Here is a 15,596-nt window from a genome sequence, read left to right as displayed (position 1 = left end):
TGTTTCAGCAGCGCCCCTACGTGATTGACCAAGATCACCGGGTTCTCGATCTTGGGAAACTTGGCGAAGCAGCGCGAGCGTCCCGGTTCGGACGACGAGATCAACTCGTAGAAAAGTACGTCGGCCATCAGCAACTGGTGCGACTGCGCGAGTTGCAGCATGTGCGCCGCCGTCGATCCTTGCAGGTAGTTCTTGTCGAGAACAATCGTGGGCTTTGCCATTGAAGTCCGGATCAGCTAAAGGTCGCCGCCTGGGGCTTGGCTTTCTCCCATGCCTTGCGCGCTGTGTTGTACTCAGCCTTGATGCGGTCCATCTGTGCCAATTCGTCAACCACGAAATCAATCGTCAACGGCACTTCGTGGAAGTCTGGCGAGTGGGAGTGAGCATCGATGTATCGGGATAACATCACCATGCGCGTGTGAACCTGTGCAGCAATGCCTTCATCAAAATACACCTGACTGAGGGTGAAGGTGATGTTCTCCCGCCAGCGGCGCACGACATTGCCGAACAGCTTTCGCTGAATGAAGTCCTCATAGGCGGTACGCAGGCTGCCACACGCCTTCTCCAGGCTGTCGCGCTGCTTGTCGCCATCCAGCGTGCGGGCGACGTCAAGGTGCTTTCGTGCGCGATCGTGTGCAGCACCTTCGTAATGTTCGTGAGGGAAGGCCAGGCTGTCGATGACACCTGGCTCTTCGGCCTCGCCACGCCACACGGTCCGGCCCGCGAAATCGACACCCTTTTCCACCGCAGCCGTCGCCAGATAGTTCGTAAACAGGATGTCGTGCGTAAAGACGATCACCTGCCGCTTGGCGGCTTCGTCCACCAGGCGTTGTGCGATCGCCTCTTTGCGTACATGGTCCATCGAGGTCACGGGGTCATCGAACACCACGCCCAAACAGGAACCGTTGAGTTCCACTTCAGTGAGAAAGTCGGCCAATGCCGCGGCGGTCTGTTCGCCCTCGCTCAGCACCGAAGACGGGTCGATGCCGGCCACGCTGGCGTTGGCAATCTCGATTTTGCGATCAGTCGTTCCAGCATCGCCCGCGAAGCGGAATTGCACCGGCAGCTTGAGCTGCAGGGCGGCGCAGTTCTCCGTGAATCGCGCGATGAAGCCCTGCGCCACCAGTTCTGTGGCCAGCGCTTTCTGCTTGCTGGTCACTTCGCGTTGGGATACGGCAAAGCCGCGGATGCACGAATTGGCCTTCACCACCCATTTGAGGTCTGCCACCGCCGCAGCGATGGCATCGTACTGGCCGGAGAGCACCTGGCGATCGAGTAACAATCGCTCCTCTGCCATCAACGACCCCATCAGTACCTTGGGGTCCTTCTGTCGCAAGGCATCGTTGTCGGATTTCAGGCGCTCAACCAACTCCGTGATGCGTACCGAGACCGGGTCATGGTCCAACATGCTCAAGCCAGGGTCGAAGGCACCGGCAACCGCCCGCGCCAATGCTCCGATGACTTCCCGATAGCCTTCGACATGACTGGAAACCGCCGCGGCCATTGCGGCATCCACCTCGGTCAAGGTCCGGCGCGCGACACTGCCCTCGTCGAAGAAGGCGAGACTGATCTTCGACAACTTCGTGCCATACCCTGCGAGCGTTGTCTTGGCCTGGCCAAGCTGCGCTTCGACACCACTGGTTGCGAACTGATAGAAGCGGGTCAATCGTGCAATGCCGTCTTCGTCGAGAACCTGATGGCAAAGCACGCATCGGGCCGCATCCGCCTTCGGTGGAAACGCCTCGTCAGGATAGGCTTCGGCGTTGTAAGCAATGGCCGCAGCCAGCAGGTCACGCCATGCTGCTGTGCCGATGGGCTGCACCGGCTCCTCGCCCAACTGTGCCGCTGAGAGCGCTGACGCCTTTTCCGTCAGCGTCTGAATCTGCTTGACGGCATTGGTGATCTGTTCCGCGACTGCAGGCGATACAGCCATGTGCAAACCTGAGATCGATGCTTTCAGTGCGTCCAGATCGATGATGCGCTGCTCATTCTGGCGAATGATCTCCTTGGGATCGGTGGTCCTGAGTGTCGCGAGTTGCTGGACAACCGATTCCAGGCGCGCGCGCTCCTCGTCGCCGAAGGCGGCCAATGCCTGCAAGCCAACGAGGTCCGTCTGTGCCGTCAGGGTGATCAGCAGCGAAGCGACTTCGGACGTGCTGCCTGGAATCGCGAACTTGTCCGTAGCGTGGGAACGTAGAGCGATGTCATCGCGCAGCTTGCGCTGGAGCTTTCCGAAGACCTCCACCATGCGGGGAAAAACATCGAACAGATAAGGCATGACTTGGAAGGCATTGCGCTCATCCAGATGGACACGCACGCAGGTCGAGTCGAACACCGCGAAGTTGTCGCGCAGTCGCTGGCAAGGCTCCTTGTAGACAAATGTCGTGTTGGAGCCGTCGTCGAAGGCAAACGTCGCGCTAGGCGTGGGTTGTTTGTGCTTGGCCAACTTCACATCGCCGAGAATCGCGGTTTGCTTGGAACGGGTGAAGCATGCGGCTTTGAGCACTCGCGCATAGCCGGACTTGCCCGCACCGTTGGGACCATAGATCACAGTGAGCTTGCGCCCGAAAGTCAGTGTTTCACCCGGCGCCAGGGCGTTGACGCCGGTCAGTGCGGTCATGGCGGTCACTACGCTTGAGTCCGTTGTGGGGCCGCCTTGGATCTGGGGCAAGGCGATGTCCCATGTGGCGCGTGGCATCTCCGTGGTGGCCAGTTGCTGGTCCATCAAGTACTCGCGGTAGACCTCATCCAAAGCCTCGTCCGGGAAATCGACGGCGCCAACGAGTTTGACCAGCAGGCACCGCTGCCAGTTGGAAAGCGTCTTGCCCCAAGCGGACAGCGCATCGAAGACATTGAACGCCGCTTGCGACATGAAGATTCCTTGTTTTAAGCCATTTGAATCTCGTTCAACAGGCTGGGACGGTCTATTCAGAGGAGGCAGGTGATTGTCGTATCACGATACAACAATCGATCAGGACGGCGTTGCGACGCCTACGAAAAGGACACTGCCGCTTTCTGCACGCCATCCAGTTTTCTATGGATCAGTGAAACCAGCGTCAAGATGTCGAGCGCATCCTGCTCAGACATAGGCCAATTCGTCTTCGGGGCATGGGCCAAGGGATTGCGCACGGCGCCGAACAGACCGATTAGCAAGTTCGCAAATCCTCTCTGCTCGCTCTTTTCGGACTCGGTGCTCAGTGGTCCCAAGACCAAGATTGGCTGCTGACCCGCGAACGCCTTGTTCACCAAGTCGGCACCATCGCCGGTCAACCCCGACAGTATGCGAATTCGCTCGGCGACACCCTTGCTCGCCTCGAAGACCGCATGAAAATAGTTCTCGTCCAACAGCTCGGCTCGGCAGTAATTCAAGACCTCCGCATGGACGACTCTGCTTTCCAGCGCCGCCTTGAGACGTCCAGCGCGTGCGCGGGCTGCATCCAACGTCGTCGCCTTGTCGGCATATCCCACCTTGCCATCGTCGCGAACATAGAAGCCAGAGAACGCCAGCACGACATTGAGTTCATCCCGCAGCCAAGCAAATGTTCCAGGATCGCGCACGTAGTTCACCGGGTTCATTGCGCGGTTGATGAACATAATCAGATGGTTGCCTCGCTGATGCTTGTTCTGCAACTCGGCGAGCGCGTTGAACAACCGCTTCCACTTCGTCATGCCCGGCGATGGGTCGATCACTTCCATCTCTTGCAGCAGCCTCCCAATCTGTGTGCCACTCAAGCCGCGCTCGGTGTCTGCAAGCACACGGCAGGCAGCTTCAAGATGCTGAGAACTGAACAGGTCAATTTGCGCCGCCATTGCCGACCTCTCCGCGTTTAGCGGACGACAACATCGAACGGTGCATGCACCGAGCGAAAGGTAGCGAGGATGCGGTCACGGGCGCAATCCAGTTCGTCCGCTACACGAGAACTGAGCATGTAGGTGGGGCAGTCCGCCTTGCCGCATTCACAATGCCGGATCTCGCCTTCTCGGAGGCGAGAGACGAAGATGCGGCGCAGTTCATCGACTTGACGCACAACCTGGGCCAGCACCTTGCGAACACGCTGATCTCTGATGTGATGGATCGATGGAATGCGCCGAATTTCGGTGCCTTCACGTGTTCTCCACGCTCCGGTGTTGAGTGCTCGAATGGTGTCCTCAACAGCTTGCTGGAAGGCGGGTAGCGAACTTTCCTGTTGAAAAGGTGTGCGAAAAGCAGGCCGGTCGAATACGGCAGCCATCAAACCCAGCGCCTCGGCGTCGGATAAGCCAGGGAAGTCATCAACGAATTTTCGGATCTCAGCTTCGGCTTCGGGGAACTCGACTCCCTGGACGAAGCGGTGCAAGAGGTATTCGCCACGCAAACGCAGGTTCTCCTCGAACTCGACGCTCGACCAGATCGTCACATGCGCTACGCCAAGTGCAGCAGCGCTATCGCTGATCCGTGTTCTGCTGGCGTCAGAGACTGCACCACGACAGATGAATTTGAAAGCATCTGGCGTACCGCCAGTAGCCTCGACAGCCTTCTCCATATCGGTTCGGGCTTTCGCCAGGGTCAGCATGTCACGATTAGCGCACTGGATAATCGTCTTGCGCGAAGGTCGATCGTCAAACTCCTCGATTCCGAAGATGTCTCGTCCCTGGTCGCTACCCGATTGGCCGTGCCAGATCAGGTCGCGCCAGCCGGTACGAACGTGATAAGCAAAAGCAAGGCGCTCAAATTGAACGCCGCTGTAGTCTTCAAAGTGAATCGGATGAACGATGCTTGCCATAGGCATCGAACATCAAGCCGCGTGCGCCGAGGGCGCAGAAGCCAGCGGCTGCACAGCCAAGCGTAGGCCCATCGTCTTGAGGATGGCGGTCAAGCTGTTCAGGGCGGGATTGCCCTTCGGCGACAACGTGCGGTAAAGCTGCGTCGGGTTAAGGTGAGCCTGTTCGGCCACCGCCTGCACGCCGCCGACTGTCTGCGCAAGCTGGCGCAGCACGGTCATCAGTTCGGCTTGGTCGCCATCGGCCAGGATGTTGTTGATGACTTCAAGTGCGAGCGCCGGATCGTTGCGGTACAGCTCGGCCATCGCCTCGTCATGGGATTTGCCTCTCATTCGTCGATTCTCCGTTGCCAGTCCTGCCAATAGCCCACCGCCCGGTCAATGTCCGCATCCTGGGTGCGCTTGTCGCCACCACACAGCAGCAGCACCAACCGTTGCCCCGCTAGGCCGTAATAAACCCGATAGCCAGGCCCCGCGTCGATGCGCAGCTCCCACACGCCATCTCGGCAAAACTTGTGGTCGCCGAAGTTGCCTTGCTCGATACGGGCCACGCGGCGGATGACCGCCACCTTGGCTTGTGCATCACGCAAGCGCCGCAGCCAGTCGGTGTAGAGATCCTTCTGTACGTCGGCCGAGAGGTAGTGCTCGATTCGGTACATTGTTATTTTCGTTTATAGACGAATGGAAGTCAAGGAGAAGGGGCGAGCCCGCGTCCACATTTCCGAGACACTGTCTCGGATTTCCCGGGTGGGCCTCCTTCTCATGCTTCGACCTCCGCCTGGCGTTGCGCACCCGTGATCGTCTTGCGCCGGGCCGCCACTAGTTCGGCCGCTTGCCGCACCGGATCGTCCTCGGTATGGACGTAGCGCATGAACATCGCCGCGGTCTTGTGCGCTGTCAGCGCCATGCCGACCTTTAGGGGAACGCCCGAATTGGCAATGTCGGTCGCCGAGCGGTGGCGGATACCGTGAGTGCCGACCTTCGGCACACCGGCACGGTCAAGGATGCGCCGCCACGCCTGATAGTAGGTGTGGGTGCTGAGGGGCTTGCTGTGGTCGAGGATCGCCGGGCAGACATAGGGCGAATCGCCGTAGCGAGGAGCATTGGTCAGCCGCCGGCGGGCTTCCTCACTCAAGGGCTTGGACATATCGCCGGTCTTGCTGTCCGGCCAGACCACCCGGCCGTTGGGTAGGTCGAGCCAATCCCACTGCAAGAGCAGGACTTCCGACATGCGTGCGGCGAACTCGAATTGCAGCCGGACTGCCAGCAGGTGGGTGGGATGCTCCAAGCCTTCGGCCTCGGCCTTCTCCAGATAGGTGAACAGCTTGGTCATCTGGTCGTCGGTGATGAGCCGGGTCGAACCCTTTTCCGGGTACTTGGGGACGTGGCGGCACGGGTTGGAGCCATCGGGCCGGTAGCCCCACAGCTCGGCCAGGTTGAACATCTTGCGGACGAGCGACAGCACCCGGTTAGCCTGGGTGGGCGACTTCTCCATGCGCTTCATCAGCGCGGTGATGTCGTGGCGTGTGACCTCGTGAACCTTCTTGCTGCCGAAGGCCGGGATGACGAAGCTGTCGATCTGGTACTGGTAGCCGGCCTGTGTGCTGGGCTTGTTGTGCGGCTTGGAGTGGTCGTCCATGAACCGGCCGCACAGCTCCTTGACCGTCGGCGCCTTGCGGGATTCGGCCTTGTCGAGTCCGGGATCGCCCCCGCGCCGGACTTCGGCCAGCCAGTCTTGCGCAAGCAATCGCGCCTGTTCGACCGTCAGTTCGCCGAACTGGCCGATTGCCGGCTTGCGCCGCACGCCGGAGTTCGTGCGGTACTGAACCATGAAGACCTTGCGGCCCGTTGGTGTAATCTTGCACAAGAAGCCCGGAACGAGCGTATCCCGGAGTTCCACGTCGCAGGTTTGAGCCTGCGATGTGTCAACGACGGACTTGGTGAGTTTGACCTTCGCCATGAGGTGCTCCTGAAAGGCCCCGATTCCAGGGGCCGGCTAGGAGCCAGGCGGAGGGGAACCGGGGCGGTTTGCATCGCGCACCGGGATATGATCGAAGGCACTGGCCTCGGGGAAAACCTGCTGCAGCAAGCCTCATCCAAGCCCATCCTTAGTCCGGTGCGGATGCCATGCTCAGGCTTAAAATCCGCCGCTTTCCTGAAAAGGGGCGTGCCGGTTCGACCCCGGCTCGGGGCACCACTACGATTCAATCATGTCAAGTTACAACGCTCCCTTCGAAATCCACGTCCACGGACAGGTTCTCTTGCGCGCTGATGTCAGTTTTGACCAGCTCCAGGAGGCGCTCAAACCCCTGTGGAAGTACGCTGGAGCCCGTTCGCTGGCCGATGGCGCGGCCAGTGCCTATGAGGAAGAACCTGGCATCAAGTACGACGCGCAGGAGCACTTGCTGCAGATGTGCTGGACGGTACGGGGTGACGAGGATTTCCGCCAGTCGCTCGACGAGATGTGCATGAGCCTCAATGAGCTGGCGGAGCAAGGCGCGGCCATCGAGGTCACCTTCTACGACACCGACTTTGATGAAGACGAAGAAGAGCAGGGTGCCGAGTCGCGCGATGACTTCGTGATGCTTTTCGTCGGCCCCACGCCCGCTGCCATCATGCAGGTGCAGCGTGATCTGCTGGTGCAAGACGTGGTGAACATGATGGAGCGCCACTTTGATGGCGCCGAGTTAGGTGGCGTGGTCGCAGAGATCGACAAGCTGTTCAGCCAGCGTTTTGATGCCCTGGTGAACTCCCTGGAGATCGGCAAGCCCCCGCGTGGCCCCGGCGGCCCAGGTGGTGGCCACGGCGGTGGCGGTGGCCGTCGTCCGCGCCACTTGCACTGACCTGCGTTGGCGTGCTGCGCTGAGTGGTGGCGTATGCCTTTCCGTGCATCTCCCTCAGATATCTCCCAGGCATCGGGTCAACTCTCCAAACGCTTCGATACCTCTGAGCGGTCGCGCCACTCCATGCCCTGCGCGTCGCTGCCTTGTTGCCTATGAGCACTGATCTTCCGTATCTGCGTTCTTACCCCGCTTCGTTGCAGGACCAGGCGCGCGATCTGCTGGCACAGGGAAAGCTCGGGGCGGTTCTGCAGCGCAAGTATCCGCAGGCGCACGCCGTGCGCAGCGACAGGGCGCTCTACGACTATGCGCAAGAGCTCAAGGCACGCTACCTGCGCAATGCGGGTACGGTCAACAAGGTGCTGTTCGACAACAAGATCCACGTGGTGCGCCACGCGCTGGGCTTGCACACGGCGGTGTCGCGTGTGCAGGGCAACCGGCTGGCGGCCAAGCATGAGATTCGCATTGCCGCGATGTTCAAGCAGGCGCCCGAAGAGTTCCTGCGCATGATCGTTGTCCACGAGCTGGCCCACCTGCGCGAGAAGGACCACGACAAAGCCTTCTACCAGCTCTGCACCCACATGGAGCCGCAGTACCACCAGTACGAGTTCGACCTGCGCCTGTACCTCACCCATGTGGAGCAGGCAGGCACCCGGCTCTGGGGCAGCGACGCGTCCTGAAGACTCAGAGCCGTCACACCCAGTTGCTTCATAAATGATAGCGACTGGCGCATATGGATTATGCGCCAGAAGCAGATAGAGGCTGAATCAGGGAACTGAAACGCTCCGGCAGTGGCTGGGGGGCAGGTCCAGCCACCGCTGGGCTGCTGCCTCCAGCATGGACACCGGGCCCGTGGTGAGCAATTGCACCGATGGGTTGCTCTGGAGGGGCGGCGGTTGATTGCCCGGGTTCGGTGGCTCGGGCACAGCGAGCAGGCCTGCGGTCTCCAGCAGCCGCCGCGTCTGGCGCGCCACGGGCTCTCCAGTCTCAATGAACTGGACGTCAGGCCCCACCAGTGCGCGCAACTCGTGGGCCACAAAGATGTAGTGGGTGCAGCCCAGCACCAGGGTGTCCATCTGCCCGGGGCCTGTGCCAAAACTGCCCATCGCCTGAAGATAACGTTCGCACAGGCCCCCAGTCTCCGTGGCACCGACAGGACTGCCGGGGGCGGCGGGTGGCAGGGCCACGCTGCGCTCGATGGCGTGCGCCAGACCATCGCAGGGCTGCACTACAAAGTGGGCCTGGTCAGCCAGTGAGGCCATGAGCTTGCCGAACTTGGCGCTGGTCAATGTGCCCCGGGTGCCGATGACACCCACGTGCCCTGTTTTCGTCACTGCAAGAGCGGGCTTGACGGCCGGCTCCAGCCCCACGAGGGGCAACACCGGGTGGCTGCTTCGCACTTCATGAATGGCAGCCGCAGTGGCCGTGTTACACGCCACCACCAGGGCCTTGATGTGGTGCTGCTCGCACAGGTACTGGGTGATGGCATGGGTGCGGGCGGCCACATAGGCGTCGCCACGTTCGCCGTAGGGGGCGTGGCCGCTGTCGGCCAGGTACACAAAGCGCTCGTGGGGCATGGCGGCCAGCAGGGCACGCAGCACGCTCAGCCCCCCGACGCCGCTGTCAAATACACCGATAGGAGAAGAGGCCGACTGCATCAGGGAGCCCATGGTTGGACAAAAGGCTGGATTGTAGGAAAACCGCAGCTCCAGGCTGTATGCGCTGCGTTCTGTTACGGAGTGGGTAAAAACTCTGGCTGTGCGATCAAGCCCGGGGCTGGGCGATGACCGGCGGCGCCATGGAGCACGGGGGGCGGATCGATCAGCGCGCGGATGCTTTGGCCTTGCCGTTGCCACTGGGCGTTGCTTCCGCGACCTCCGGGTGCGACAGCAGGTAGTAGCGTTTGACCACGGCCTTTTGACCCTCTTGGCCCCCGGCGACCAGCTCGCTGCCGATGCTCACCAGCACGCCGGTGGCCTGATTGAGTTGTGCGGCAAACGCGCACAGATACCAGGCAGCCTCTTCGCTCGCCAATTGCGCGGTATCGGTCTGCAGGATGTCGATGCCGTGCTCGCGCCCATACAGGCGCGTGAGCGCGCTGCCCGTGGCGAACGATTGGCGCTTCGGGTCTTTCAGGTCGGGCACGCGTTCAACGGCCTCCCATGCCCAGCGCCGGCTTTCGGGCCACCACGTGCCCAGCAGCTCCGCATCGAACACCGTGCGCTTGCCGCCACGGAGCACGGTGAAGGTCTTGTGGAAAAAGTCCAGCGTGCGCAGTTGGCTGCCCACCAGGTGCTGGCTGTTCAGCAGCTGTTGGCGTTCGATGTGGGATGCGAGGCTGGCGTCCAGCAGCGCTGCGTCGCGGGCGGGCAGTGCACCGCCAAAGGCGGTCTGTGCGTCGCGCTGCGGAACCATGGGCGGGTTGGCGCTGGCCGGCAGCGGCAGGGCGCCGATCAGCGTGGCAAGCAGCAGGGCGTAGAGGGGCTGTCGAAGGGTCTGTGCAAACCCGTGGTTCAAAAGCATGGTGGGGGCGGCAAAAGCCGAAGAAGAGGAGTCGGGTCGAGCCCGTATTTTTGCCGAAGCGGATGCAGGGATGTGCGTCGGGGCGGCCACAAAAAAACCGCCCGAAGGCGGTTCCTTGTCATTGCACTTTGTGGTGCGGCAGGCACCTTGCGGGCCCTGCCACACCAACGCGCATCAGGCGGTGGCGACGCCGATGCCCTTGAACTCGCCCAAGGCGATGCGCTTTTGCCACTCGGCCGGGCCCGTGATGTGGGCGCTGGTGCCGCCGGCATCCACGGCCACGGTCACGGGCATGTCCACCACGTCAAATTCGTAGATGGCTTCCATGCCCAGGTCTTCAAAACCCACGACCTTGGCGGCCTTGATGGCCTTGGAGACCAGGTAGGCGGCGCCGCCCACGGCCATCAGGTAGGCGCTCTGGTGCTTCTTGATGGCCTCGATGGCGACCGGGCCGCGCTCGGCCTTGCCCACCATGGCGATCAGCCCGGTCTGGGCCAGCATCATCTCGGTGAAGCCGTCCATGCGCGTGGCGGTGGTGGGGCCTGCGGGGCCCACGGCCTCGCCCTTGACGGGGTCCACAGGGCCCACGTAGTAGATGACGCGGTTGGTGAAGTCCACAGGCAGTTTCTCGCCCTTGGCCAGCATGTCCTGGATGCGCTTGTGCGCAGCATCGCGGCCGGTCAACATCTTGCCGTTGAGCAGCAGCGTGTCGCCGGGCTTCCAGCTGGCCACTTCTTCCTTGGTCAGCGTGTCCAGGTTGACCTTCTTGCTCTTGTTGTAGTCGGGCGCCCAGTTCACGTTGGGCCACAGGTCCAGGCTGGGGGGCGTGAGGTACACGGGGCCCGAGCCGTCCATCACGAAGTGCGCGTGGCGTGTGGCGGCGCAGTTGGGGATCATGGCGATGGGCTTGCTGGCCGCGTGTGTGGGGTACATCTTGATCTTGACGTCCAGCACCGTGGTCAGGCCGCCCAGGCCTTGGGCGCCAATGCCCAGCGCGTTGACCTTTTCAAACAGTTCCAGGCGCAGCTCTTCAACCTTGTCGAGCGCGGGGCCGCCGGTCTTGGCGGCTTCGGCCTTGGCCTGCAGTTCGTACATGTCCAGGTCGTCCATCAGGCTTTCCTTGGCCATGAGCACGGCCTTTTCGGCCGTACCGCCAATGCCGATGCCCAGCATGCCGGGCGGGCACCAGCCGGCGCCCATGGTGGGCACGGTCTTGAGCACCCAGTCCACCACGTTGTCGCCGGGGTTGAGCATGTACATCTTGGACTTGTTCTCCGAGCCGCCGCCCTTGGCCGCCACGGTGATGTCCACGGTGTTGCCGGGCACGATCTCGGTGAAGATCACGGCAGGGGTGTTGTCCTTGGTGTTCTTGCGGGCGAACTGCGGATCGGCCACGACCGAGGCGCGCAGCGTGTTGTCGGGGTGGTTGTAGCCACGGCGCACGCCTTCGTTGATGGCGTCGTCCAGGCTGCCCGTGAAGCCTTCCCAGCGCACGTCCATGCCCACTTTCAGGAACACGTTGACGATGCCGGTGTCCTGGCAGATGGGGCGCTGGCCGGTGGCGCTCATCTTGCTGTTGGTCAGGATCTGGGCGATTGCATCCTTGGCCGCCGGACTCTTCTCGCGCTCGTAGGCACGGGCCAAGTGGGCGATGTAGTCGGTGGGGTGGTAGTAGCTGATGTACTGCAGTGCGCCGGCAATGGATTCGATCAGGTCTTCTTGGCGAATGGTCGTCGTGGTCATGGCGGTGGGGGTTTTAGGGAAAACGCGAACCCCGAATTATCTCCCGGCGGGCTTGCGCGGGCCTGTCAGGGGCGATGGGGGGTGGTAGCGCGCCATGGCCTTCGGTGGGTATGCTGCGGGCTGGTGTTTCATTCATTCCCATCCGCTCACCGAGCGCGCAAGGCCCTACCGTGAAGACCTCTACCCCCGACGCGACCGCATACCGCACCGAAAAAGACACCTTCGGCCCCATCGATGTGCCTGCCCAGCGCCTGTGGGGGGCGCAGACGCAGCGCTCGTTGCACCACTTCGCCATCTCGGGCGAGCGCATGGCGCCGGAGCTGATCCGGGCGCTGGCCCAGGTCAAGCGGGCCAGCGCCTACGTGAACAACGCGCTGGGCCTGCTCGATGCGGCCAAGACCACGGCCATCGTGGCGGCGGCAGACGAGGTGATCGAAGGTGGTCACCTGCAGGAGTTTCCGCTGGTGGTGTGGCAAACCGGATCGGGCACGCAGACCAACATGAACATGAACGAGGTGCTGGCCAACCGGGCGAGCGAGCTGCTGGGTGGCCCGCGCGGCGAAGCGCGCCTGGTGCATCCCAACGACGAGGTGAACAAGAGCCAGTCGAGCAACGACGTGTTCCCCACCGCCATGCACCTCGCGGCAGTGGACGCGCTGATGCACCGCCTGCTGCCCGCGCTGCACGGCCTGCGCACCACGCTGGCGGCCAAGGCGAAGGCGTTCGACGGTATCGTGAAGATCGGCCGCACCCACCTGCAGGACGCCACGCCCCTCACGCTCGGCCAGGAGATCTCGGGCTGGGTGGCGCAGCTGCAGCATGGCGAGCAGCATGTGCGCGCCGCGCTGCCCCATCTGGGCGAGCTGGCCTTGGGTGGCACGGCGGTGGGCACGGGGCTCAATGCGCCCGCTGGTTATGCGCAGGCAGTGGCCAAGGAGCTGGCCGACCTGACCGGCCTGCCGTTGGTCACCGCCCCCAACAAGTTCGAGGCCCTGGCCAGTTGTGATGCGCTGGTGCATGCCCATGGCGCGCTCAAGACCCTGGCGGCCAGCCTGATGAAGATTGCCAACGACGTGCGCTGGCTGGCCAGCGGCCCGCGCAGCGGGCTGGGCGAGATCACCATCCCCGAGAACGAGCCGGGCTCGTCCATCATGCCGGGCAAGGTCAACCCCACGCAGTGCGAGGCGCTGACCATGCTGTGCGCGCAGGTGCTGGGCAACGACGTGGCCATCAACATCGGCGGGGCCTCGGGCAACTTCGAGCTGAACGTGTTCCGCCCGATGGTGATCCACAACTTCTTGCAGAGCGTGCGCTTGCTGGCCGATGGCATGGCCAGCTTCAACGAGCACTGCGCCGTGGGCATCGAGCCCAACCAAGCGCGTATCAACGACCTGGTGGAGCAGTCGCTGATGCTGGTGACGGCACTGAATCCCCACATCGGCTACGACAAGGCCGCCTTCATTGCCAAGAAGGCGCACAAGGAGGGCACCAGCCTGCGCGCCGCCGCCGTGGCCTCGGGGCATGTGACGGGCGAGCAGTTTGACCAGTGGGTGGTGCCTGCGCAGATGGTGGGGCGCTGAGTCTGCAGGGCTGTTTGGGGGATTACCGTGGCGTTTTTGAGCCAAATGCACCGGTAGCGCTAGTGCTGCATGCTTGAGTAGCTATCAAATTGATAGTTATCGGACCCAGGGGGTGTCGCTGGCAGCCTGCCCGTCAGGCCGCTGGCGTGCCCTCGTGGTTCGGGTCCAGCGCAAAGCCTACGCCATACACCGAGCGGATCCAGTCGCTGCCGTCCGTGCTGGCGGCTTTGAGCTTCTTGCGCAGGTTCTTGATGTGGCTGTCGATGGCGCGTTCGTTCACATCCAGCGTGTCGTCATAGGCCTGGTCCAGCAGCTGGGCCCGCGAGAAGATGCGCCCCTTCTGGCGCGCCAGCACCTGCAGCAATTTGAACTCGCGCCGCGTGAGGCCCAGCGGCGTGCCATGCAGCGTGGCCTGCCAGTGCGACTCGTCCAGCATCAAGGCGGCAAGTGGTGTGCTGGCGGAGGAAGCCTCCTGCGCTGCAGCGGTGCGGCGCAGCACGGCCTTGACGCGGGCCACCACCTCGCGCGGCGAAAACGGCTTGCAGATGTAGTCGTCCGCGCCCAGCTCCAGCCCGATGAGGCGGTCCACCTCTTCCACCCTGGCGGTGAGCATGATGATGGGGTGCTGCGTGTGGCGCCGCGCCTGGCGCAATATCTCCAGCCCGTCGATGCCGGGCAGCATGATGTCCAGCAGCGTGAGGTCGGGCGGCGTGGTAAGCATGCTCGCCAGCGCGGCGCGGCCCTCGGCCTGGTGCTCCACCGCATAGCCCGCATGGCGAAGGTAATCCACCACGATGGCGGCGATATCGGGTTCGTCTTCGACGACAAGGATGCGTGGGCTCATGGTGCCGGGTTGTCCAGAAGGGGCAAGTTCAGTGTGATGCGCAGCCCGCCCAGGGGCGAGGCCTCGGCCGTCAGCGTGCCGCCGTGGGCGAGCACGATGGCGCGGCAGATCGCCAGGCCCAGGCCTGATCCGCCGTGGTCGCGGTTGCGCGAGGTTTCTGCGCGGTACAGGCGCTCAAAAATACGGGGCAGCTCGTGCGCGGGCACGCCGGGCGCGCTGTCGTCCAGCTGCACCTGCAGCTGGGGGGCTCCATCGGCCGGTGGCAGCAGGCGCGCCGCAATGCGCAGCAGGCCGCCCGCGTCGGTGTAGCGCAGGCTGTTTTCCAGCAGGTTCAAAAACACCTGGTGCAGCTGCTGCGCGTCGCCGCGCACCAGGGGGGCCGGCTGGGCGGCGCCTGGTGCGGCCAGGGCATCCAGGCCGCTGGTGTCCACATCGATGCCCGCCTGCGCCAGGCGGGGGCGCATGGAGGCCAGCGCTTCGTTCAGCAGCGACAGCGGGTGCACGGGCACCTGGGCCGAGGGTGCGCTGGTGCCCACCGCATCCAGGCTGGCGCGCAGGTCGCCCACCAGCTGGATCAGGCGCATCACCTGTCGGTGCAGGCGCAGCGCGGTCTTGTCGTCAAAGGGGCGGATGCCATCCTGCACGGCCTCGATCTCGGCGCGCATGGCGGCCAGGGGGGTGCGCAGTTCGTGGGCCACGTCGCCCAGCCATTGGCGGCGGCTGGCTTCGATGCTGCCCAGTTGTTCGGCCATGGTGTTGAAGGTGCGGGCCAGTTGGGCCAGCTCGTCATTGCCGTGCACGGGCACGCGGGTGTGCAGGTGGCCCTGCGCAATGCCGCGTGCGCCGGTGGCCAGGGCCTCGACCGGGGCCAGCCAGCGCCGTGCCAGCCAGCCCGACAGGACCAGCGCCAGCGCCAGGCCGACCAGGCCCGTCCACGCCACAAAGCCCAGGTGCTGGGCCAGAAAGGCCTGGTCGGCATCGCTGCGCACGCCCTGCGGTGGCGCCAGCACCAGGTGCCCGATGGTCTGGCCGCCGGCGCCACGCAACGCCAGGCGTGCGCCCCCCGGCTGCGGCGGTGTGCCTGCGACCAGCTGATCTTGTGCATCGAGCAGGCCCAGGCGGGGGTAGATGTCATCCGGGTGGCGCTGGGGTGGCGCTGGGCCCCGGTCCAGGGGCCGCAGGTCGCCGGGCGGAGGTGGGGGCTGGCTGTTGCCAAGGTCAGTGCCACGGCCGCGGCCACCGTCACTGGCATTGGAAGGAGGGGGGGTGACCGTGCCAGGCGTGCCAGGAGGCTCCGACGGGAGGC

At 63.5% G+C, this 15,596-nt stretch carries 15 protein-coding genes; 3 read left to right on the top strand and 12 right to left on the bottom strand.

The features are described 5' to 3' along the window. From DBR23_RS17745 to DBR23_RS17715, 7 genes are all read right to left on the bottom strand, one after another. Window positions 1–221: hypothetical protein (locus DBR23_RS17745; RefSeq protein WP_199227742.1), on the bottom strand; the 221-nt coding region annotated here is incomplete at its 3' end. Between the two features lie 11 nt (window positions 222–232). Beyond that, window positions 233–2,872 carry an AAA family ATPase gene (locus DBR23_RS17740; protein WP_056581610.1) on the bottom strand — a complete coding sequence of 880 codons (2,640 nt, stop codon included), beginning with the start codon at window positions 2,870–2,872 and terminating at the stop codon, window positions 233–235. Between the two features lie 119 nt (window positions 2,873–2,991). Then, complete coding sequence (locus tag DBR23_RS17735) at window positions 2,992–3,810, bottom strand: TIGR02391 family protein (protein WP_056581607.1); 819 nt, start codon at window positions 3,808–3,810, stop codon at window positions 2,992–2,994. A gap of 17 nt (window positions 3,811–3,827) precedes the next feature. Continuing rightward, entirely contained in the window at window positions 3,828–4,763 is a 936-nt protein-coding gene (locus DBR23_RS17730; protein WP_056581602.1) for a hypothetical protein, read from the bottom strand. A 12-nt stretch (window positions 4,764–4,775) separates the two neighbouring features. Continuing rightward, window positions 4,776–5,093, bottom strand: a complete 318-nt coding sequence (locus DBR23_RS17725) for a DNA-binding protein (protein WP_056581600.1) — start codon at window positions 5,091–5,093, stop codon at window positions 4,776–4,778. Then, window positions 5,090–5,419: a type II toxin-antitoxin system RelE/ParE family toxin gene (locus tag DBR23_RS17720; RefSeq protein WP_198149213.1), complete on the bottom strand. Its 330-nt coding sequence runs from the start codon at window positions 5,417–5,419 to the stop codon at window positions 5,090–5,092. The genes DBR23_RS17725 and DBR23_RS17720 overlap by 4 nt, the downstream gene beginning before the upstream one ends. 101 nt (window positions 5,420–5,520) lie before the next feature. Next, window positions 5,521–6,720 carry a site-specific integrase gene (locus DBR23_RS17715; RefSeq protein WP_056581584.1) on the bottom strand — a complete coding sequence of 400 codons (1,200 nt, stop codon included), beginning with the start codon at window positions 6,718–6,720 and terminating at the stop codon, window positions 5,521–5,523. 250 nt (window positions 6,721–6,970) lie between these two features. Between DBR23_RS17715 and DBR23_RS17710 the strand changes: the two genes are divergently transcribed. Further along, window positions 6,971–7,603, top strand: a complete 633-nt coding sequence (locus tag DBR23_RS17710; protein ID WP_056064478.1) for a DUF6806 family protein — start codon at window positions 6,971–6,973, stop codon at window positions 7,601–7,603. Window positions 7,604–7,755: 152 nt separating this feature from the next. Next, entirely contained in the window at window positions 7,756–8,280 is a 525-nt protein-coding gene (locus DBR23_RS17705; protein WP_056064476.1) for a M48 family metallopeptidase, read from the top strand. Window positions 8,281–8,367: 87 nt separating this feature from the next. Here the strand turns inward: DBR23_RS17705 and murI are convergent, their stop codons facing one another. The 3 genes from murI to DBR23_RS17690 all read right to left on the bottom strand — a co-directional run bounded on the left by murI (window position 8,368) and on the right by DBR23_RS17690 (window position 11,866). Beyond that, window positions 8,368–9,258 carry a glutamate racemase gene (gene murI / locus DBR23_RS17700; RefSeq protein ID WP_108499120.1) on the bottom strand — a complete coding sequence of 297 codons (891 nt, stop codon included), beginning with the start codon at window positions 9,256–9,258 and terminating at the stop codon, window positions 8,368–8,370. A gap of 163 nt (window positions 9,259–9,421) precedes the next feature. Beyond that, window positions 9,422–10,123 (bottom strand): DUF6882 domain-containing protein, encoded by a 702-nt coding sequence (locus DBR23_RS17695; protein ID WP_108499118.1) that lies wholly within the window; start codon window positions 10,121–10,123, stop codon window positions 9,422–9,424. Window positions 10,124–10,297: 174 nt separating this feature from the next. Further along, window positions 10,298–11,866 (bottom strand): fumarate hydratase, encoded by a 1,569-nt coding sequence (locus DBR23_RS17690; protein ID WP_108499117.1) that lies wholly within the window; start codon window positions 11,864–11,866, stop codon window positions 10,298–10,300. A 170-nt stretch (window positions 11,867–12,036) separates the two neighbouring features. Here DBR23_RS17690 and fumC point away from each other — a divergent pair, with 170 nt between their 5' ends. After that, window positions 12,037–13,446, top strand: a complete 1,410-nt coding sequence (gene fumC, locus DBR23_RS17685) for a class II fumarate hydratase (RefSeq protein ID WP_099732164.1) — start codon at window positions 12,037–12,039, stop codon at window positions 13,444–13,446. A gap of 133 nt (window positions 13,447–13,579) precedes the next feature. On the opposite strand, the gene DBR23_RS17680 is transcribed toward fumC, so the two are convergent. Further along, window positions 13,580–14,290 (bottom strand): response regulator, encoded by a 711-nt coding sequence (locus tag DBR23_RS17680; protein ID WP_108499116.1) that lies wholly within the window; start codon window positions 14,288–14,290, stop codon window positions 13,580–13,582. Next, on the bottom strand, window positions 14,287–15,596 hold a 1,310-nt coding region (locus tag DBR23_RS17675; RefSeq protein WP_233250534.1), incomplete at its 5' end, for an ATP-binding protein. The genes DBR23_RS17680 and DBR23_RS17675, both read right to left, overlap by 4 nt.

Origin of the sequence: Acidovorax sp. HMWF018 (assembly GCF_003061035.1) — a bacterium.
In the GTDB taxonomy this organism is placed as follows: domain Bacteria; phylum Pseudomonadota; class Gammaproteobacteria; order Burkholderiales; family Burkholderiaceae_C; genus Acidovorax; species Acidovorax delafieldii.
Note: the sequence above shows the minus strand (reverse complement) of the source record. Positions and strands in the feature narration are given on the sequence as shown.